Source organism: Streptomyces sp. NPDC048436, assembly GCF_043200355.1.
GTDB lineage: Bacteria > Actinomycetota > Actinomycetes > Streptomycetales > Streptomycetaceae > Streptomyces.
This window is the reverse complement of sequence record NZ_JBICXP010000004.1, coordinates 561,352-581,475: the sequence shown is the minus strand read 5'-3', so window position 1 is coordinate 581,475 and position 20,124 is coordinate 561,352. Positions and strand designations below refer to the sequence as shown.

The 20,124-nt window shown below is 68.6% G+C and carries 15 protein-coding genes; 7 read left to right on the top strand and 8 right to left on the bottom strand.

All coding sequences use genetic code 11. From position 1 onward, the window contains the following. Nucleotides 1-4 precede the first annotated feature (4 nt). The 4 genes from ACGFX9_RS17455 (at nt 5) to ACGFX9_RS17440 (ending at nt 5,121) form a co-directional block, all read left to right on the top strand. Nucleotides 5-2,128, top strand: coding sequence for an ATP-binding protein (locus ACGFX9_RS17455; RefSeq protein WP_393471926.1), 2,124 nt, complete (start codon nt 5-7; stop codon nt 2,126-2,128). Then, nucleotides 2,125-2,835 carry a response regulator gene (locus ACGFX9_RS17450; protein WP_393471923.1) on the top strand — a complete coding sequence of 237 codons (711 nt, stop codon included), beginning with the start codon at nt 2,125-2,127 and terminating at the stop codon, nt 2,833-2,835. Before ACGFX9_RS17455 ends, ACGFX9_RS17450 begins: the two co-directional genes overlap by 4 nt. Beyond that, on the top strand, nt 2,832-3,953 hold the full coding sequence (locus ACGFX9_RS17445; RefSeq protein ID WP_393471920.1) for a ComEC/Rec2 family competence protein: 1,122 nt from the start codon (nt 2,832-2,834) through the stop codon (nt 3,951-3,953). The genes ACGFX9_RS17450 and ACGFX9_RS17445 overlap by 4 nt, the downstream gene beginning before the upstream one ends. 814 nt (nt 3,954-4,767) lie before the next feature. Further along, the gene (locus ACGFX9_RS17440; RefSeq protein WP_393471917.1) at nt 4,768-5,121 is read left to right on the top strand and encodes a hypothetical protein; all 354 of its coding nucleotides are present in this window, start codon (nt 4,768-4,770) and stop codon (nt 5,119-5,121) included. 69 nt (nt 5,122-5,190) lie between these two features. On the opposite strand, the gene ACGFX9_RS17435 is transcribed toward ACGFX9_RS17440, so the two are convergent. After that, nucleotides 5,191-5,775 (bottom strand): TetR/AcrR family transcriptional regulator, encoded by a 585-nt coding sequence (locus ACGFX9_RS17435; RefSeq protein WP_393471913.1) that lies wholly within the window; start codon nt 5,773-5,775, stop codon nt 5,191-5,193. A 97-nt stretch (nt 5,776-5,872) separates the two neighbouring features. On the opposite strand from ACGFX9_RS17435, the gene ACGFX9_RS17430 reads away from it, so the two are divergent. Beyond that, nucleotides 5,873-7,447, top strand: a complete 1,575-nt coding sequence (locus tag ACGFX9_RS17430; RefSeq protein ID WP_393471910.1) for an MFS transporter — start codon at nt 5,873-5,875, stop codon at nt 7,445-7,447. 52 nt (nt 7,448-7,499) lie between these two features. On the opposite strand, the gene serA is transcribed toward ACGFX9_RS17430, so the two are convergent. The 6 genes from serA to ACGFX9_RS17400 form a co-directional block, all read right to left on the bottom strand. Continuing rightward, nucleotides 7,500-9,104: a phosphoglycerate dehydrogenase gene (gene serA, locus ACGFX9_RS17425; RefSeq protein WP_393471907.1), complete on the bottom strand. Its 1,605-nt coding sequence runs from the start codon at nt 9,102-9,104 to the stop codon at nt 7,500-7,502. Between the two features lie 433 nt (nt 9,105-9,537). After that, nucleotides 9,538-10,536, bottom strand: a complete 999-nt coding sequence (gene ilvC, locus ACGFX9_RS17420; protein WP_393471904.1) for a ketol-acid reductoisomerase — start codon at nt 10,534-10,536, stop codon at nt 9,538-9,540. 88 nt (nt 10,537-10,624) lie between these two features. Then, the gene (gene ilvN / locus ACGFX9_RS17415; protein ID WP_361838263.1) at nt 10,625-11,152 is read right to left on the bottom strand and encodes an acetolactate synthase small subunit; all 528 of its coding nucleotides are present in this window, start codon (nt 11,150-11,152) and stop codon (nt 10,625-10,627) included. Between the two features lie 29 nt (nt 11,153-11,181). Then, nucleotides 11,182-13,029, bottom strand: coding sequence for an acetolactate synthase large subunit (locus ACGFX9_RS17410; protein WP_393471901.1), 1,848 nt, complete (start codon nt 13,027-13,029; stop codon nt 11,182-11,184). A gap of 233 nt (nt 13,030-13,262) precedes the next feature. Beyond that, nucleotides 13,263-16,199 carry a putative bifunctional diguanylate cyclase/phosphodiesterase gene (locus ACGFX9_RS17405; protein WP_393471898.1) on the bottom strand — a complete coding sequence of 979 codons (2,937 nt, stop codon included), beginning with the start codon at nt 16,197-16,199 and terminating at the stop codon, nt 13,263-13,265. A gap of 376 nt (nt 16,200-16,575) precedes the next feature. Next, nucleotides 16,576-17,526, bottom strand: coding sequence for a 2-hydroxyacid dehydrogenase (locus ACGFX9_RS17400; RefSeq protein ID WP_393471895.1), 951 nt, complete (start codon nt 17,524-17,526; stop codon nt 16,576-16,578). A 97-nt stretch (nt 17,527-17,623) separates the two neighbouring features. On the opposite strand from ACGFX9_RS17400, the gene ACGFX9_RS17395 reads away from it, so the two are divergent. Further along, entirely contained in the window at nt 17,624-18,616 is a 993-nt protein-coding gene (locus ACGFX9_RS17395; RefSeq protein ID WP_393471892.1) for an aldo/keto reductase, read from the top strand. Nucleotides 18,617-18,700: 84 nt separating this feature from the next. Then, entirely contained in the window at nt 18,701-19,876 is a 1,176-nt protein-coding gene (locus ACGFX9_RS17390) for a PQQ-dependent sugar dehydrogenase (RefSeq protein WP_393472511.1), read from the top strand. Here ACGFX9_RS17390 and ACGFX9_RS17385 read toward each other — a convergent pair whose 3' ends face one another. Further along, on the bottom strand, nt 19,877-20,110 hold the full coding sequence (locus tag ACGFX9_RS17385; RefSeq protein ID WP_393471889.1) for a DUF6191 domain-containing protein: 234 nt from the start codon (nt 20,108-20,110) through the stop codon (nt 19,877-19,879). It lies immediately after the preceding gene. Nucleotides 20,111-20,124: the final 14 nt, after the last annotated feature.

Here is a 20,124-nt window from a genome sequence, read left to right as displayed (position 1 = left end):
GATCATGGAGTTGGTGCGCAACGCGTATGACGCCGATGCCACCGAGTGCGGCATCGAGCTGATCAACGCCACGCGCCCTGGCGGCTCCATCATCGTCACGGACGATGGGGACGGCATGACCGGTGCCCAGCTCACCTCCGACTTCCTACTCATCGGTAGCTCCGAAAAGTCATCGTCCCCATTCACAAGTAGGAACCGACGTCGGGTCGGAGAGAAGGGACTTGGACGGCTTGCGGCCCTCCGGCTGGGGCGTCGCGTGAAGGTCACGACACGGGCTCGGGCGAGCACGGATGTACAGCACGAGCTCTATATCGACTGGGACGAGCTCGATTCCGCACACGCAGTGGAGGATGTCCCGCTGGAGCTCCGCGAGGTCGCGCCTCACGGGCGCGTCGGAACCCGCATTGAGATACACGACCTTCGTGTGGGCCTCAGCGACGTCGACGTCGAGCGACTGTCGCGCTCACTCATGCTTCTCACGGGGCCGTTCCAGTCCGAGTCGACTTTTAAAATCCTCTGGAACTCTTCGGCGTTCGGGCACGAAGACCTCGCTGCTTCGGTAACCCAGGAACATCTGCAATGGGCGGAGTTTCACCTGTCGGGGAAGCTTGGCGCGGATGGCACTCAGTCGGTGGAACTCAGGGACCACAAGGCGAATCTGCTCGCCACGGCGACTGCGAGCGAGCTCCGGGCCGCCGCAGTCGGAGACCGCCGTAGGCGACCTCCCGTAGGCGCCAACCAACTCTTCAGCAGCGCGCCAGCAGCTCAGTTCGACCTGTGGATGTTCAATCTCAACCCGAAAAACTCAGTCGCCTTGCGTAATTCGATGCAGCCGACACCCGAGATCAAGAGCTGGCTCTCGGATGTCGGCGGCGTACATCTCTATCATCATGGGCTGCGTGTCCAGCCCTACGGTGATCCCGGGGACGACTGGCTGAATATCAATGTCCGCCGAGCGGTACTCTCCGAATTTCGCCCCTACACCAACAACTCCGTAGGGTGCCTCGTCGTCAGTGATCCCGAGAATCGTCTCCAGCCCAAGACGGATCGCAGCGGATTTGTCCACAACGCCGCGTTCGGTGAGCTGCGCGAGTTCGCGGTTTCTGCGGTGGAATGGGCATCGCAGCGTCGTCGACAGCTTCGCGAACGGGAACGGCAGGTGCAACGCACACGCACGAAGGCCCAAAGTGCCGACGCCGAGGCCGAGTTCACCAGAGCCAGAGAGGACATGGAGGAGCAGCTAGCGGACGATCAGGGACGGTTGGGCGGTGACATCGACCGTGAGGCGGTCCAGCGCGTCCTTACCACCTCGCAGCGCCTGGCGGATCAGCGCCTGCGGGAGATTCAGGATCTCCACGCCGAACTGCTCCTCTACCGAGCCCTCGCCACCGTGGGAACGAGTACCGCCGTGTTCGCGCACGAGGCGCAGCAACCCGCCGCGCGTATCGTCCAAGAGGCACGCACGGTCGACAGGAGGCTCCGTCAGGATGTCGACGCGTCGACCGTCGACGGCCGTTACAAACCGTCTCTGAACAGCATCATGGACGGCGCACACACCTTGCAGATCTTCGCGCAGCTCCCGCTGAATCTCCTCGTCCGCAAGAAGCGCGACCTAAAGGACGTGGACATCGACGAGGTGTGCCTGACCACCCTGAGGCTGTTCCACAACTTCCTCAGCGATCGCGGTATCCACGTCACTCACGATCTCGAGTGTCAGGGCCTTCATGTGCGTACCTACGAGGCCGCGATCGAATCAATCATCGCCAATCTGCTCGTCAACTCCGTCCATGCGTTGACTCGTCCGGACGGCGGTGAGGCGCGGAGGGTCCATCTCGCCACCCAGTCCTTCGTCGAGGAGGAGGCTTTGTGGATCAGGCTCACCGTCGATGACTCGGGGCCGGGAATTCGAGCTCCGCTGGAGGAGATTTGGGTGCCCGGATACACCACTCGCGACGGTGGCACGGGCCTGGGTCTGACGATTGTCCGGGATTCCGTCAGCGATATGACAGGCCGTCAAAATGCTCTCAAAAACGGACCGTTGGGAGGCGCACGGTTGTTGATTGAGCTGCCGGTCTCGACAACGGCCGCCACGGGGGACTCGAACGACGGACAGGGGGAACGAGCGTGACTTCTCAGCTTGAGGGTGTCCGGACTGTGGGCATCGTCGACGATGTGACCGCCGAGGCCGAGGCCCTCGGCCGGCTCTTCGAGGACTTCGACATGCGGGCCCTGATCATGCCCCGGCCAGAACCCCGGGCGACAGCCGAGGAGTACCTTTCCACGTTTCCTCCCATGGACGTACTCGTCTGCGACCACCTGCTACGCAACAGCTGGACGGTCGCCTTCACGGGGGCAGAGCTCGCCGCGCGGGCCAACAGCCGTCCACAAAAGCTCCCGGCCATCGTGATGAGTACGCATGTCGGCACCCATGAGGCGTCCTCCATCCATCAGTGGCGGGCCGACATCCCCGCGGTCGTCCCCAAAGGTGCCGAGAGCGAACAGGTCCTCGGTGCGGTCCGGTACGCGATTGAGGAGGCGGCCGGCACGGTGTCGCGTGAACGGCGCCGGTTCCGCACCCCGGTCGAGGTCCTCGCCGTGCACCCGGAGGGCGAGAGTCCGTATGCAGAGGTGCTTGTCAGCGGCTGGAGCCTGACCCGTCCGGCGCGCTTGCCACTGTCGCGACTTGAGCAGGACACGGGAACGTCTGCTGGGTCCTTGCCGCCCGGGACCTGGTTGCGGGCCGAAGTCAATTGTTACGCCCGTCGGGCAGAAGACCTCTGCTTCACGCACATCACCCTGGCCCCCCAACTGTCCGAGGAGATCCAAGCCCTGTGACCGCGCCTCTCCTCCCCAGCCAGAGCGGCTCCCCCAAGGGAGAGCTCGCGGTCACCATTCTGGACGTGGGGCACGGAAACTCCGCCATCGTCCGCGACGGGTCGCGTTGCGCGGTCATCGACGCTGCGGACGACACCACGCACGCGGAACTCGAGAGGATCGGTTGTGCCACCCTTGAGGAAGTAATCGTCTCCCATGTCGACAACGATCACATCGCGGGGATGAATCAGCTCCTCCTCGACCCGAAGTGGCCGCTTGGACGGATCCGGATCAACACGGACGCGTCCAAGGACACGAAGGCGTGGAGGCACCTCCAGCAGACCCTGCAGCTCTTGGCGGACGACAAGCGCACCACCGGCATCCTGCCAGTCCGTACGGATACGGGAATTCCCATCCGCGTAGGACGGGCGGAACTCGAAGTCTGCCACCCGAGGACAGTGATGGCACTCGCCGGTCCACGGGCACATGATCCTCGATTCGGGAAGGTGACGAGCAACACGATGGCCGCCGTCGTCCGGGTCCTGCTCGACGGCGCGGAGGCGGTGCTCCTCGCCAGCGACATCGACGGGGTCGGACTGAGGGACCTCCTGGAACATGGGCGCGAACTCTCCGCGGAGGTCCTCGTCTTCCCGCATCACGGCGGTCTCCCCGGCTCCGCGAAACCGGTGGCTTTCGCCCGGTCTCTCACCGCCGCCGTCGACCCGCGCCTCGTGGTCTTCTCCATGGGGACGAGCGGCCGGACGGCCAACCCGCGACGGGACATCATCAAGGGGGTGCGCGAGGCCGCCCCCGACGCGCACATCGCCTGCACTCAGCTGTCGGTCCACTGCCACGGGGCAGGCTCACTGCCCCTGTCCGAAGGGCACCTCTCCGACGCCATGGCCCGAGGACGCGCGGAAAACCGATGCTGCGCGGGCAGCATCATCGTCACGCACACGGAGAGTGGCTTCCGATATACGCCACCGCTGCCCCAACACGGGCGGTTCATCCTCGACTCGGTGACCGATGCGTTATGCCGCGCCTCGTCTTCAACTTTTCCCAGCCAGTGTTCCTCATCGGCGGCAGGCGCTTCCGTACCTCGGGCTGCGAACCCTCCGATTAGCGGCGGCGCCGACTGACACCATGTCTTCTTACCGCCGTCGTAGCCCCGACTGCCCGCGCCGACGCCCGCGTCCGCCTTCACCGACTGCGAGTCGATCACAGTAGCCGCGGGATCCGCCAGGCCCGCCGCCTGGCGGACCTTCCTGCCCGACTGGTTGTGAAATTTGGCGATCAGACCTCTCTCGCACCAGCGGCGGAGGAAGGCGCAGGTCCGGTCCCAGGCCAGGAATTGCACGGGCATGTTGCACAATTTGAATGGCCCGCTCATCTCGGCCAGACGGTCGCGGTGATGTGCATATTCGACGCCCGGCTCCTCGGGATCAGCCCCGGCACTCTCTTACACCCGCATCGTGCGCCACAGGGCACCACTTGACTGAGCGGAAGTGCAGGACCTTCGTTTGAGCCTGCAGTATGACCGTCGCTCGGTTGGACAGGACGTCCCGTCAAACGGCCGCAACATAGCCGACGATCGCCGGTTTGAGTAGCCGGCGATCGTCACGATCATTGAAGCTCAACCCCACCACGAGCTTCATACGGAGACCATTGCTCACCCCCAACCCCCTTTGCGCTTCCCACGTCTGAGCCTGCTACAGGCTGTGGGGGCTGCTTAGGGTCCAACTGCCGATTCTGCTCATGATCACCGACCGCGCGTATTGCGCACGGGGCGCGGATTCCGGTATCTCCGCAGGACTCAGTGCTCATGAAATCGCGCTCCCTACACAGCCGTACCAGCCCCGCAACGAGCCCTCGTGACGTGACCATGCCCGCGCCTGGCCGGATACTGTTCCCCCTGTTGATCGACCCCCACCTCAGAAGGAGAACGAACCCCCCATGAAGTTCAGGTTGTTGGGCCCCGCCGTCGCCGCTGCCGCCCTCATCGGCACCACCCTCTCGACCGGCGTGGCCTCGGCGGACGTGTCCGCTTCCGCGGCGCCCAACTGCAGGGCCGCGATCATCAACGTTCCCGCCAAGGAGAGCGTGAAGATCCGTACGCACGCGAAGCTCGGAGCCACCGCCGTCGGCGTGTGGTCCAAGGGCAAGAAGGGCACCGTCTGCAACGACGGCAAGCCGATCACGGGCCAGAAGTACACGCTCTGCGGCAAGACGAGCACCCAGTGGCTCTACGGTGGCCCGAACAACAGCAGCAAGATCGGTTACGTCCCGCGCGCCTGCATCAAGTGGTAGCGAAGCACCCCGGCACGGCATGACCCCTCGTGGTGCGGGTGGCGCGACGCCGCCCGCACCACAGGCATTTCAGGCCCCGGACATCCGCCCCATCGCCCGCCGCATGCCCTCCGTGAGCTGCTCGGCGGTCGTCGCCGAATCCGGGTCGAAGAGCCACTGCACCATCAGGCCGTTGAGCAGCGTCGTGTAGAAGCGCCCCTCGGTCTCCACCACGTCCTCCGGCAGGACGCTCTCCTCGATGCCGGTGAAGACAGCGGCGATCCCGCTGCGGCCCTCCCGCTGTGCCTTGACCAGGAGTTCGCGCACTCCGGCGAGGCGCTCGCCCTGCGTGATGACCTCGAAGGACAGCATCCAGATGGCGCGGGATTCGGGGAACGCGCGCAGGATGTTCGCCCACACCTCCTCGAAGCGCTCGATCGAGCCGTCCTTCGTGGCGCTCTGCCCCGCGGGGGCGTCGCCGAAGCTGTCGCCCGCCCGCTCGACCAGGGCGACGAACGCCTCCACGAGCAGCGCGTCCTTCGAGCCGTAGTGGTAGCCGATCGACGCCAGGTTCGTCCCCGACTCCTTGACGATGTCGCGGGCCGTCGTGCGCACGAAGCCCTTCTCCAGCAGGCAGCGCTTGGCGCCTTCGAGCAGATCCTCACGGTGTCCCATGCGGGCAAGCGTACCCCCGATCCATACATTCGTCCCAGACCATCGTTTTATACGCTCGTACTAGACAACTGTTTAAGACGTCCGTACAGTCCTCGGCATGACGAACTCGACGCACGAACAAGCGAATTCGGCGGTCCCGGAGCGCGCGGGCCGCAAGGAGTGGACCGCCCTCGCCGTCCTGATGCTGCCGCTGCTCCTGGTCTCGATGGACGTCTCGGTCCTCTACTTCGCGATCCCCGCGATCAGCGCGGACCTGGAGCCGAGCGGCACCCAGCAGCTCTGGATCTTCGACATCTACGCCTTCGTGCTCGCCGGTCTGCTGATGACGATGGGCTCGCTCGGCGACCGCATCGGCCGCCGCAAGCTCCTCATGTTCGGCGCCGCCGCCTTCGGCGCGGCCTCGCTCACCGCCGCGTACGCGGACAGCGCCGAGATGCTGATCGCGGCCCGCGCGGTCCTCGGCATCGGCGGCGCGACCCTGATGCCGTCGACGATGGCCCTCGTACGCACGATGTTCCGCGACGCCGGACAGCGCGCGAAGGCCATCGGCATCTGGTCCGGCGTGATGGTCGCCGGCATCGCGCTCGGCTCGGTGATGAGCGGACTTCTCGTCGAGTACTTCTGGTGGGGCTCGGTCTTCCTGGTCAACCTGCCCGCGATGGTGATGCTCCTGGTCCTCGCGCCGGTCCTCATCCCCGAGTTCAAGGACCCGGAGCCGGGCCGCTTCGACCTGCTGAGCGTGCCGCTGTCCATGGCCGCCGTACTGCCCGTCGTCTACGGCCTCAAGGAGATCGCCGCCCAGGGCTTCGAGGCCGCGTACGTCGCTTCGCTCGTCGTCGGACTCGTCTTCGCCGCCCTGTTCGTCCACCGCCAGCGCACCACGGAGTCACCGCTGATCTCGCCGGCGCTGTTCCGGGGCCGCGGTTTCGCCCCCGCGGTCCTCCTCAACCTCATCTCGGTGCTGGCGATGATGGGTTCGGCGTACTTCACCACGCAGTACCTGCAGTCCGTCCTCGGCAAGAGCGCCTTGGAGGCCGCCCTGTGGGCGCTGCTCCCCTCGGTCCTCATCGGCTTCGCGGCCCCGGTCGCCACGGCTCTGGTGCAGCGGGGGGTCAACCGCGCCTACGTCGTCTCGTCCGGCTTCGTCACCTCGGCCTGCGGCTTCGGCGTGCTGACACTGACCGGCACGGACTCGCTGTGGACGGTCCTCACGGCCGCCGGGCTCATCGCCTGCGGCGCCGTGATCATCGGCTCGCAACTCACCGACCTGGCGCTCGGCTCGGCCCCGGCGGAGAAGGCGGGCTCGGCCTCCTCGCTCCTGGAGACCGGCCAGGAGTTCGGCGGCGCGCTCGGCATGGCGCTCCTCGGCTCCATCGGCAACGCGGTCTACCGCAGCGAAATGCCGGACTCGGCCCCGGCGGAGGCCCACGAGACCCTCGGCGGCGCGCTCGCGGTGGCCCAGGAGATGCCGGACAAGGCGGCCACGGCCCTGCTCGACACGGCCCGCGACGCGTTCACCAACGGCATGCATGTCGCGGCGCTCACGGGGGCGGTTCTGCTGGCCGCCTCGGCGGCACTGGCAGCGGTGACGCTGCGCCGGACGGCGCAGGAGGCGCCGTCCGCAACGCAAACGCCGGACGAGCTGGAGGTTTCCAGCCCGTCCGGCGTTTGAGGACGAACTCGGCGAAGCCGGTGATGAACCGGCAGCCGAAGCCGCGGGGTTACTAGTCCGTGAGGTTCACCGCACGCGCGGACTCCGCACCGATCTCCGCGGCAAGCTCGTTCAGCACCGGCTGCGGCACCGTGTCGTCCACCGTCAGGACGGCGAGCGCCTCGCCGCCCGCGTCCGCGCGGGCGACCTGCATACCGGCGATGTTGATCCCCGACTCACCGAGGACACGGCCGACGGTGCCGACGACACCGGGACGGTCCGCGTACCGCAGGACGACCATGTGCTCGGCAAGGGCCAGGTCCACGTCGTACTCGCCGACGGCGACGATCTTCTGCAGGTGCTTGGGGCCTGCCAGCGTGCCGGAGACCGAGATCTCCTCGCCGCCGGTGAGGGTGCCGCGCACCGTGACCACGTTGCGGTGGTCCGGGGACTCCGAGCTGGTGGTGAGGCGGACCTCGACGCCACGCTCCTGGGCGAAGAGCGGCGCGTTGACGTACGAGACGGTCTCGTCGACGACGTCCTCGAACACACCCTTCAGCGCGGAGAGTTCGAGCACCTTCACGTCGTGTTGGGTGATCTCGCCGTACACCTCGACGTCGAGCCGCGCGGCGACCTCGCCCGCGAGCGCGGTGAAGATCCGGCCGAGCTTCTCGGCGAGCGGCAGACCCGGGCGCACGTCCTCGGCGATGACGCCGCCCTGGACGTTCACCGCGTCCGGGACCAGCTCACCGGCGAGGGCGAGGCGCACCGACTTGGCGACGGAGACGCCCGCCTTCTCCTGCGCCTCGTCCGTGGAGGCGCCGAGGTGCGGGGTGCAGACGACCTGGTCGAACTGGAAGAGCGGGGAGTCCGTGCAGGGCTCCTTCGCGTACACGTCCAGACCGGCGCCCGCGACGCGGCCTTCCTTGAGCGCCGAGTACAGCGCCTCCTCGTCGACGATCCCGCCGCGCGCGGCGTTCACGATGCGGACGGCGGGCTTGACCTTGTGCAGGGCGTCGTCGCCGATCAGACCGACCGTCTCGGGGGTCTTGGGCAGGTGCACGGTGATGAAGTCGGAGACTTCGAGCAGCTCGTCGAGCGTGAGGACCTTGACGCCCATCTGCGCGGCCCGCGCGGGCTGCACGTAGGGGTCGTAGGCGACGACCTTCATGCCGAAGGCGGACATGCGCTGGGCGACAAGGGCTCCGATGCGGCCGAGGCCGACGACGCCGAGGGTCTTCTCGGCGAGCTCGACGCCCGTGTACTTGGAGCGCTTCCACTCACCGGCCTTGAGCGCCTGGCTGCCCTGGGGGATGTTGCGGGCCGTGGCGATGAGCAGGCCACAGGCGAGTTCGGCGGCGGTGACGATGTTCGAGGTGGGTGCGTTCACCACCATGACGCCCGCCTTGGTGGCGGCGGACACGTCCACGTTGTCCAGGCCCACGCCCGCACGGGCGACGACCTTCAGCTTCTTCGCGGCCGCGATGGCCTCGGCGTCGACCTTGGTCGCGGAGCGGACCAGAATCGCGTCGACGTCGGCGATGGCGGGCAGCAACTCGGCGCGGTCCGCGCCGTTGCACTGACGGATCTCGAAGTCCGGGCCCAAGGCGTCGACAGTGGCGGGCGACAGCTCTTCAGCGATGAGTACGACCGGTTTGCCGTTGGCAGCAGTGCTCACGTGAGTCCTCACAAGTCCAATGCGGACGGCCGTCCCGACGGCCGCATGCGGGTGGAGGGGAGCGGCACCGGGGAGGGGCGGGTGCGATCCCGTGTCGTTCGGTGCGTGCTCTCGGCGTGCCGGACGAAGGTCCTCGTAGCGGAGCTACTCGGGCCTTTGGCCGGTGCGGCGAGAGTGCGTGCCGGGCGGCTCGGGGGCGTGCCTGCCCCTCCTCGGTGTCGCTCAGCCGCGTGGAAGACGCACGACGCTGTGGGCCTGACGCGTTTGTTGAACAGCAGTGTAGTGGCGAGACGGGCCTCGCCTTACGCCTCCGCGGAAGGATCACCCGTCCGTGGCTGGACACCATGGACAAGCGACAGATTCAGCCCCTCCGGCGATTGAGGAGCGGGGTCCGGGGCAGCGCCCCGCGGCGGTGCCCCGGACCCGGAGTACCTCAGGCCTCTTCGTTGACCCAGGACATGAGCTTGCGGAGCTCCTTGCCCGTGGTCTCCAGGAGGTGGTTCTCGTCCTGCGTCTTGTACTCGTTGTACTTCTTCAGACCGCCGTGGTACTCGTCCATCCACTGCTGGGCGAACGTGCCGTCCTGGATCTCGGCGAGGACCTTCTTCATCTCGGCCTTGGTGGCGTCCGTGATGATGCGGGGGCCCGTGACGTAGTCGCCCCACTCGGCGGTCTCGGAGATCGACCAGCGCATCTTCTCCAGGCCGCCCTCGTACATGAGGTCGACGATGAGCTTCAGCTCGTGGAGGCACTCGAAGTACGCGATCTCCGGCTGGTAGCCGGCCTCGGTCAGCGTCTCGAAGCCCGCCTTGACCAGCGCGGCGGTGCCACCGCAGAGCACGGCCTGCTCGCCGAACAGGTCGGTCTCGGTCTCCTCGGTGAAGGTCGTCTTGATGACGCCCGCCCGCGTGCCGCCGATGCCCTTGGCGTACGAGAGAGCCAGCGCGAAGCCGTTGCCGGTCGCGTCCTGCTCGACGGCCGCGATACACGGAACGCCGCGGCCCTCCTCGTACTGACGGCGGACGAGGTGGCCCGGACCCTTGGGGGCGACCATGCAGACGTCGACGCCCTCGGGGGCCTTGATGAAGCCGAAGCGGATGTTCAGGCCGTGGCCGAAGAACAGCGCGTCGCCGTCCTTGAGGTTGTCCTTGATGGACTCCTCGTAGACCTGGGCCTGGATCGGGTCCGGCACCAGGATCATGATGACGTCGGCCTCGGCGGCGGCCTCGGAGGGGGTCACCACGCGCAGGCCCTGCTCCTCGGCCTTGGCCTTGGACTTGGAGCCCTCGTGCAGACCGACACGGACGTCGACACCCGAGTCACGGAGCGACAGCGCGTGGGCGTGGCCCTGGCTGCCGTATCCGATGACCGCGACCTTGCGGCCCTGGATGATGGACAGGTCGGCGTCGTCGTCGTAGAACAGCTCGGCCACTGGAAATCTCCTATGTGTGCTGGTGTTGCGACCCACCGTACGGCGGGCGGGGGGAAGAAAGTTTTCAGGTCTCGCCATGCGGGCGGGTTCAGGCGCTGCGGTCCAGCGCCCGCAGGCTGCGGTCCGTGATGGAGCGGGAGCCGCGGCCGATGGCGATGGTGCCGGACTGGACGAGCTCCTTGATGCCGAAGGGCTCCAGCATCTTGAGCATCGCCTCCAGCTTGTCGCTGGAGCCGGTGGCCTCGATCGTGACCGCCTCGGGCGAGACGTCCACGGTCTTGGCGCGGAACAGCTGGACGATCTCGACGATCTGCGAACGCGTCTCGTTGTCGGCGCGGACCTTGGCGAGGACCAGTTCACGGCCGACGGCCGCGGACGGCTCGAGTTCGACGATCTTCAGGACGTTGACGAGCTTGTTGAGCTGCTTGGTGACCTGTTCGAGCGGCAGGTCCTCGACGTTCACGACGATGGTGATGCGTGAGATGTCGGGGTGCTCGGTGACGCCCACGGCCAGGGAGTCGATGTTGAAGCCGCGGCGGGAGAACAGGGCGGTGATCCGGGCGAGGACACCGGGCTTGTTCTCGACCAGGACGGAGAGCGTGTGCTTGGTGGACATGACTCTGGGTCTCTCTTTCGCTCTCGGTCTCAGTCGTCTTCGTTGTCGCCGAAGTCGGGGCGGACCCCGCGGGCGGCCATGACCTCGTCGTTCGAGGTGCCTGCGGCGACCATCGGCCACACCTGGGCGTCCTCGTGGACGATGAAGTCGACCACGACGGGGCGGTCGTTGATGGCGTTGGCCTCGGCGATGACCTTGTCGAGGTCCTCGGGGCGCTCACAGCGCAGCGCCACGCAGCCCATGGCCTCCGACAGCTTCACGAAGTCCGGGACGCGCGTGCCCTTGTTGGGGCCGATGTCCTCGGGACCGCTGTGCAGGACGGTGTTGGAGTAACGCTGGTTGTAGAACAGCGTCTGCCACTGGCGGACCATGCCGAGGGCGCCGTTGTTGATGATGGCGACCTTGATCGGGATGTTGTTCAGGGCGCAGGTGGTCAGTTCCTGATTGGTCATCTGGAAGCAGCCGTCGCCGTCGATCGCCCAGACCGTGCGGTCCGGCCGGCCGGCCTTGGCGCCCATCGCGGCCGGGACCGCGTACCCCATCGTGCCGGCGCCGCCGGAGTTGAGCCAGGTGGCGGGCTTCTCGTACTCGATGAAGTGGGCGGCCCACATCTGGTGCTGGCCGACGCCCGCCGCGAAGATCGTGTCCTCGGGGGCCAGCTTTCCGACGCGCTCGATGACCTGCTGCGGGGAGAGCGAGCCGTCCTCGGGCTGGTCGTAGCCGAGCGGGTAGGTGTCGCGCCAGCGGTTGAGGTCCTTCCACCAAGCGGTGTAGTCCCCCTGCTGGCCCGCGGTGTGCTCGGCCTGCACGGCCTGGATCAGGTCGGCGATGACCTCGCGGGCGTCTCCGACGATCGGCACGTCGGCGGCGCGGTTCTTGCCGATCTCGGCCGGGTCGATGTCGGCGTGGACGATCTTCGCGAAGGGCGCGAAGCTGTCCAGCTTGCCGGTGACGCGGTCGTCGAAGCGGGCTCCGAGGGCGACGATCAGGTCGGCCTTCTGCAGCGCGGTGACGGCGGTGACCGCTCCGTGCATGCCCGGCATTCCCACGTGCAGCTTGTGGCTGTCGGGGAATGCGCCGAGCGCCATCAGTGTGGTGGTGACGGGCGCTCCGGTGAGTTCTGCGAGGACCTTCAGCTCCGCGGTGGCCTGCGCCTTCAGGACGCCGCCGCCGACGTACAGGACCGGGCGCTTGGCCGCGGTGATCAGCTTGGCGGCCTCGCGGATCTGCTTGGCGTGCGGCTTGGTCACCGGGCGGTAGCCGGGCAGGTCCTGGGTGGGCGGCCAGGAGAACGTGGTCTGCGCCTGGAGGGCGTCCTTGGCGATGTCGACCAGGACGGGGCCCGGGCGGCCGGTGGAGGCGATGTGGAAGGCCTCCGCGATCGTGCGCGGGATGTCCTCGGCCTTGGTGACCAGGAAGTTGTGCTTGGTGATCGGCATCGTGATGCCGACGATGTCCGCCTCCTGGAAGGCGTCCGTGCCGATCGCCTTGGACGCCACCTGGCCGGTGATCGCGACCAGCGGGACGGAGTCCATGTGCGCGTCGGCGATCGGTGTGACGAGGTTGGTGGCACCGGGGCCGCTCGTCGCCATGCACACCCCGACCTTGCCGGTGGCCTGCGCGTATCCGGTGGCCGCGTGTCCTGCGCCCTGCTCGTGCCGGACCAGGACGTGCCGGACCCGGGTGGAGTCCATCATCGGGTCGTACGCGGGAAGGATGGCACCGCCGGGAATGCCGAATACCGTGTCGGCCCCGACTTCCTCGAGAGAACGAATGAGGGACTTCGCGCCCGTGACGTGCTCGACGGGCGTCGACTGCTGTCCTGAGGATCGGGGCCGCGGCTGCGGATGGTGGGCCCCGGTGGCCTGCTCGGTCATCGGCATTCTCTTCTCGAAGCTGAGGGTTTTTGCGGGGTTTTTGCGGGGGTTTGGCAGGTGCCGGTGCAACAAAAAACCCCTCGTGCCGTGAGGCAAGCGAGGGGAGCGCGTCGGAGCGGGTGCAGGGATTCCGGTGTTCGGACCGGTGAGTCCCAGCTTCAGCCGACGCGCTTTCCAAGTACGAGAATTCGGGTGCGCATGGCATTGACCTTCTCCTTGGCGCACTGTGCCTGTCAAGTAGGTGGGACGGGGGTCTCATTATGTGAACGGACATAGGACTCGACACCTCCCCCGAAGGACACCGGAGGAGCGCCCGCGAAGACAGGCTCCACCGGCCCGTGCGGCACCGGAAAATGCCCGAGCGACAGCGCGCGCCGCAGCCGGTACTCGTCGAGCGGCCCGGAGAACGCCATGCCCTGTCCGTGCGTGCAGCCCATCGCGCGCAGGGCGGTGACCTGCTCCGGCAGATCGACGCCGTCGGCCACGGAGCGCAGGCCCAGATCGCTCGCGATGCGCAGCAGACCGGTGGTGATCTTGTGCAGGCGCGCGGACTCGACGACGCCCTCGATGAGACTGCGGTCCAGTTTCAGTACGTCGACGGGGAGCCGGCGCAGTGCGGTGATGGCCGCGTAGCCACTGCCGAAGCCGTCCAGGGCGACGCGTACGCCGAGCCTGCGCAGGGAGGTCAGCCGCCGCTCCAGTTCCTCAAGGGGGACCCGGGGGTCGATGTCCGCGAGCTCGATGATCAGCGCTCCGGAGGGAAGTCCGTGGCGCGTCAGAAGGGCTTCGATGGAGCCGAGCGGCAGCGAGCGGTCCAGGAGGCGCCGGGCGCTCATCCGGATGCCTACGGGCACGGCGTGGCCCGTGCGACCGCGTTCGGCGGCCTGCTGGACGGCCTCTTCGAACATCCAGCGGCCCAGCTCCGCGGTGCGGGCGCCCTCCTGGCCGTCCGAGGTGTCGGCGACGCGCAGGAACTCGGCGGGCGTGAAGAGGATGCCCTGGGCCGAGCGCCAGCGCGCCTGGGCGGCGACGGAGGTGATGCGTCCGTCGGCCAGGGAGACCACGGGCTGGTGGAGCAGCGCGAACTCGCCCTCGTGCAGCGCGGTGCGCAGCCGGGTCGCCAGCTCCGCCTTGCGTACGACGTCGGCCTGCATCTGCGGGGCGTAGAGCTCGACGCGGCCCTTGCCCGCGGCCTTGGCGCGGTACATCGCGAGGTCGGCGTTGCGCAGCAACTCGCCCGCGCCGATGCCCGGTTCGGCGAAGGCCACGCCGATGGACGCCGCCACGCGCACGTCGTTGCCGCCGATCGCGTAGGGCTGGGAGAGGGTGATTCTGAGGCGGTCGGCGAGTTCGTAGATGTGCTGCTCGCGTGCGGCCTGGTCGCGGGTGCCGTCACCCACGATGAGCGCGGCGAACTCGTCGCCGCCAAGCCGGGCCGCGCAGTCCCCGGACCTGACGGCCTCCTGAAGGCGGCGGGCCGCCTGGATGAGGAGCTCGTCCCCCGCCTGGTGGCCGATGGTGTCGTTGACCGCCTTGAAGCCGTCCAGGTCGATGAAGAGCACGGCTGTGCCCCGGTCGGTGACTCTGCGGCCGTTGAGCGCCTGGCCGACCCGGCGGGTGAACAGGGCGCGGTTGGGCAGGTCGGTGAGCGGGTCGTGCTCGGCGTTGTGCTGCAACTGCGCCTGGAGGCGGACCCGTTCGGTGACGTCGCGGCTGTTGAAGATGAGGCCGCCCTGGTGGCGGTTGACCGTGGACTCCACGTTCAGCCAGTCGCCGCTGCCTGACTTGAAGCGGCACTCGATGCGGGTCGTGGGCTCCTCGACGGGGCTCGCGGCGAGGAATCTGCGGACTTCGTGGACCACGCGTCCCAGGTCTTCGGGGTGCATGAGCGAGGCGAGCTCGGAGCCTACGAGGTCGTCGGCCTCCCGGCCGTAGACCCCGAGGGCGGCCGGGCTGACGTAGTGGAGTATGCCGTTCGGGGCGGCGATCATGATGACGTCGCTCGATCCCTGCACCAGGGAGCGGAAGTGGTTCTCCTTCTGCGCCAGTTCCTGGGTGAGGGTGATGTTGTCCAGGAGCATGATGCCCTGGCGCACGACCAGGGCGAGCACGACGGTGCCCGCGGTGAAGAGCACGACTTCGTCGACGCTGCGGCCGCTGAGGACGTTGTAGAGAATCCCCAGTGTGCAGACGGCGGCGGCCAGATACGGGGTGAGCGCTGCCAGCGAGCCGGCGATCGGCCTGGTGACGGCGGCCCGCGCGCCCTTGGGGACGCCTTCGCGCTCCCCGCGCGCGCGGGGGGCGTCGTCCGCCTGCTTGTGCCAGGGGACCGCCCAGGGCGCGTACGCGAGGAGCAGTGATCCGGCGAACCAGCCCGCGTCCAGCATCTGCCCCGAGCGGTAACTGGCGTGCAGCAGCGGGGAGGTGAAGATCGCGTCGCACATGACGGTGAGCGCGAGGGCGCCGATCGCGGTGTTCACCGCCGTGCGGTTGGCGGATGACCGCCTGAAGTGCAGCGCGAGGACCATGCTGACCAGCGCGATGTCGAGCAGCGGATAGGCGAGCGTGAGCGCGGCGTGCTCGACGCTCTGGCCCTCGAACTGCGCGGTGTGCGCGAGCGCCAGGCTCCAGGAGAGCGTGAGCAGCGAGCCGCCGATCAGCCAGGCATCGAGCGCGAGGCAGACCCAACCGGCCCTGGTCACCGGGCGTTTGGCGAGCACGAGGAGGCCGATGATGGCGGGCGGCGCGAAACAGAGGAAGAACAGGTCGGCGAGGCCGGGGCTCGGGACCGGCCGGTCGAGCACGACCTCGTACCAGCCCCATACGCCGTTGCCCAGGGAGGCCATGGCGGAGGAGAGCGCGAACAGCAGCCATGCGGGTCGAAAACGGCTGCGGCGCGTGCGGGAGTAGCGGAAGCAGGAGACGGCGGCGGCCGCCGCTGCGATGCTCAGGCCGAAGTCGCCCATGATCAGGGCGGCTCGGGTCGAACCCCAGCCGAGCGCCGCCCCGGTCGCGTACCCGCCGCAGACCACCAGGAGTGCGAGCTGCGAGAACAGACCCGCACCGGCGCCGGAGACGGGGCGCCGGGTCAGTGGCGATCCTGGTGGAATCGGCGCCGTCAGTCCTCCGCCGCCCTCCAGGACGGTGGCGGTTGACGGGCGGGTGCTCACCGGGCCGCCCTGGTCCGCGCCGCCCCCGTGTCCCTCTGCCTCCCGTGACCGCTCGGCCCCGGGACGTGGTCTGTGTGTGCGCCGTGCTTCCGACAGCGGGCCAGTGTGCGTGAGAGTCGCCACCGGCGGCCTCGCCGCGTCGGATCGTTCGCCCATTGGCCGTGCATCGCCCGTCGCCCCCCTCGCGTCTGATGTCTCGTCCCCCGCGCCGAACTGTCCACGGCGCAGCCCCTGTCGGGACGATACACCAGTCTCGTCACTCAGGGACATAGTTCCTCTACGCTCCGTGACCGTCGACGGGCGTGTGGACACGGGGTGCACCCGTTCGAGTGCGGAGCGTGCTCGAACGATCCCTGGACGAACGCGACTTGGTGCGCTACTTGGTTGTCAGGACAACGTTCCCCAGGGGTTCCCCTGCCGCGTACCGGGTGAGCTGCGCGGCGACGAGGCGCTTGGCGCGGGGCAGGAAGGCAGAGGTCGATCCGCCCACGTGCGGGCTGATGAGCACTCCAGGAGCGTGCCACAGGGGGTGGCCGGTGGGGAGCGGTTCCGGATCGGTGACGTCGAGAGCGGCGGTGATCCGTCCGCTCGCCAGTTCGGCGAGGAGCGCCTGGGTGTCGACCACGGGGCCGCGCGCGACGTTCACGAGCAGGGCGCCGTCCTTCATACGGGCCAGGAAGTCGGCGCTCACCAGGCCACGGGAGGTGTCGGTGAGGGGCGTGGAGAGGATGACCACGTCGGCTTCGGGCAGCAACGCCGGCAGTTCGGCGAGCGGGTGCACGGGGCCGCGCTCCGTGGCACGTGCGGAGCGCGCGACGCGCGCCACCCGCGCGCACTCGAAGGGGACGAGCCGGTCCTCGATGGCGGAACCGATCGATCCGTAGCCCACGATCAGGACCGACTTGTCGGCGAGCGCCGGATAGAACCCGGACCGCCAGTCCTCCTGCCGCTGCCCTTCCACGAACCGGGGGATGCCGCGCAGGGACGCGAGGACCAGGGTGAGCGCGAGCTCGGCGGTGCTCGCCTCGTGCACACCCTTGGCGTTGCACAACTGCACGCCGGGAGCGAGGTACTTGAGCCCGGAGTCCATCTGGTCGATGCCCGCGGTGAGCGTCTGCACGGCACGCAGGGATGCCATCTTCGGCAGCGGACGTACGGAGGTCTCGGAGCCCTTCATATAGGGCACCACGTAGAACGCGCAGTCGGCCGGGTCCGCGGGGAAGTCCGGGCCGCCGTCCCACAAACGGTAGTTGAAGCCGGAGCGGGCCGCATCGGGCAGGCCGTCGATCTCGTCCGCGGCATAGGGGAGCCATACATCTGTCGTCATGGTCAGGAGGCTAATGCGCGCAGGCCCCGCGCAGCGTGGGGGGCGGCAGAGGTTACGTTGGGGGCCGCTCGGACATGAGGTGGGAGGGCACGGCCAGGTGGACCGCAGGACGATCGGCGCGACAGCGCTCGAGGTGGGGGCGGTCGGACTCGGCTGCATGCCGATGAGCTGGGCGTACACCGGCTCCCGGCAGCGGGGCGAGGAGTCGTTGCGCACCGTGCACGCCGCGCTCGACCAGGGCACGACCCTCCTCGATACGGCGGACATGTACGGGCCGTTCACCAATGAGCTGCTCGTGGGGCGGGCACTGAAGGAGCGGCCGGGCGAGGCCTTCGTGTCGACCAAGTGCGGGCTTCTGGTGGGCGAGCAGCACATCGTCGCCAACGGCCGCCCCGGCTATGTGAAGCGGGCCTGTGACGCGTCGCTGCGGCGGCTGCAGACCGAGACGATCGACCTGTACCAGCTGCACCGCGCCGATCCCGAGGTGCCCGTCGAGGAGACCTGGGGCGCGATGGCCGAGCTCGTCGCCGCGGGGAAGGTGCGGGCGCTCGGGCTGTGCGCGGTGGGGGCCCGCGCCTCGCGGCGTGAGGGCAGGGGGCTGCACGAGGGGACGATCCGGCAGCTGGAGCGGGTCCAGCAGGTCTTCCCGGTCAGCGCGGTGGAGGCCGAGCTCTCGGTGTGGTCGCGGGAGGCGCTGGAGACACTGCTGCCGTGGTGCGCGTCGCGCGGGGTGGGCTTCCTGGCGGCGATGCCGCTGGGGAACGGTTTCCTCACGGGGACGCTGACGCCGGGGCAGGGCTTCGAGCCGGACGATGTGCGCGCCCGCCATCCGCGTTTCACCGCCGAGATGATGGCGGCCAACCAGCCGCTCCTGGTGGGGCTTCGCCAGGTGGCCGAGCGGCACGGGGCGACGCCGGCGCAGGTGGCCATCGCGTGGGTGCTCGCGCAGGGCCGCCATGTGGTGCCGGTCCCGGGGGCCAAGCGGGAGCGCTGGGCGGTGCAGAACGCGGGGGCGGCCGGGGTGCGGCTCACCGGGGAGGACCTGGCCCGGATCGCGGCGCTGCCGTCGGCGATGGGGTCGTGGGACTGACGTCGGCGATTCCGCGGAGCGGGGGTGGGAACCTCTGGGGACCCAGCGGTGTATGAACAGTAGAAGCGCTGCGTCGAAGGGAACCTGATCGTGCAACGACCCGCTGTCACGGCCGCATTGGCCGCCGCCCTGGTACTCACGGCCGGTTGTTCGTCCGGGGGCGATGACGCGCCGGACAACGGAAAGAGCGCCGAGTCGAGCCCCGCGGCGTCCGGCTCCGGCGAGAACTCGTCGGGGAAGCCGCGCGCCGGTGAGGCGCCTCCGGAGAAGGGGTCCGCGAAGGTCACCAAGACCCTCACCGAGGATCTGAAGTCACCGTGGGGCCTCGCACCGCTCCCCGGCGGCGACCTGCTGGTGTCCTCACGCGACGAGGGCACGATCACCCGCGTCGACGGCGAGACGGGCAAGAAGACGGAGCTCGGCTCGGTCCCCGGCGCCTTCCCGGCCGGTGAGGGCGGCCTGATGGGCCTCGCGCTCTCCCCTTCGTACGCCTCGGATCACATGGTCTACGCGTACTTCACCACCGAGTCGGACAACCGCGTCGCCCGCATGCTGTACGACGAGAAGAAGCCGTCCGGTGAGCAGCTCGGCGCACCCGACACGGTCTTCAAGGGCATCCCCAAGGGCGTGGTCCACAACGGCGGCCGGATCGCCTTCGGCCCGGACAAGATGCTGTACGCGGGCACGGGCGAGACCGGCGACACGGGCCTCGCCCAGGACAAGAAGTCGCTTGGCGGCAAGATCCTGCGCCTGACCCCGGACGGCGACCCGGCCCCCGGCAACCCCTTCGGCGACTCCCCCGTCTATTCGTACGGCCACCGCAATGTGCAGGGCCTTGCCTGGGACGAGGACAAGCGGCTCTGGGCGGCGGAGTTCGGCCAGGACACGTGGGACGAGCTGAACGAGATCAAGGCCGGGGACAACTACGGCTGGCCCGAGGTGGAGGGCAAGGGCGACAAGGACGGCTTCCACGACCCGGTGGCCCAGTGGAAGACCTCGGAGGCCTCCCCCAGCGGCATCGCGTACGCCGAGGGCTCGATCTGGATGGCGGGCCTGCGCGGCGAGCGCCTGTGGCGCATTCCGGTCCGGGGCGTGGACGGCACCGTCGAGCCCCAGTCGTTCCTGAAGGGCGAGCACGGCCGCCTGCGTACGGTCGTCTCGGCGGGCGGGGACAAGCTGTGGCTGGTGACGAACGAGACGGATTCCCGGGGGACGCCGGAGAAGGGCGACGACAAGATCCTTGAGGTGGAGGTGAAGTAGCTACTTCCCCGGCCCGGGCTCCGCGTCCTCCGTGGCATCCGGGCCGACGTCGGGGCCGGTGTCGGTCGGCTCCGTCTGCTGCGGCACCCTCACCACGACCTTGCCGGAGGTCAGATCTATCGGCCCGCGGCCGGGGTCCCCGTCGGCCACGTCGGTCCGGCTCAGCTCAAGCCGCTTCTGCTCGTCGTCCGTGTGCTTGCGGCCGGGCTGGAAAAGCTCCATCAGGTTGAACACTGCGCCTCCTGGCG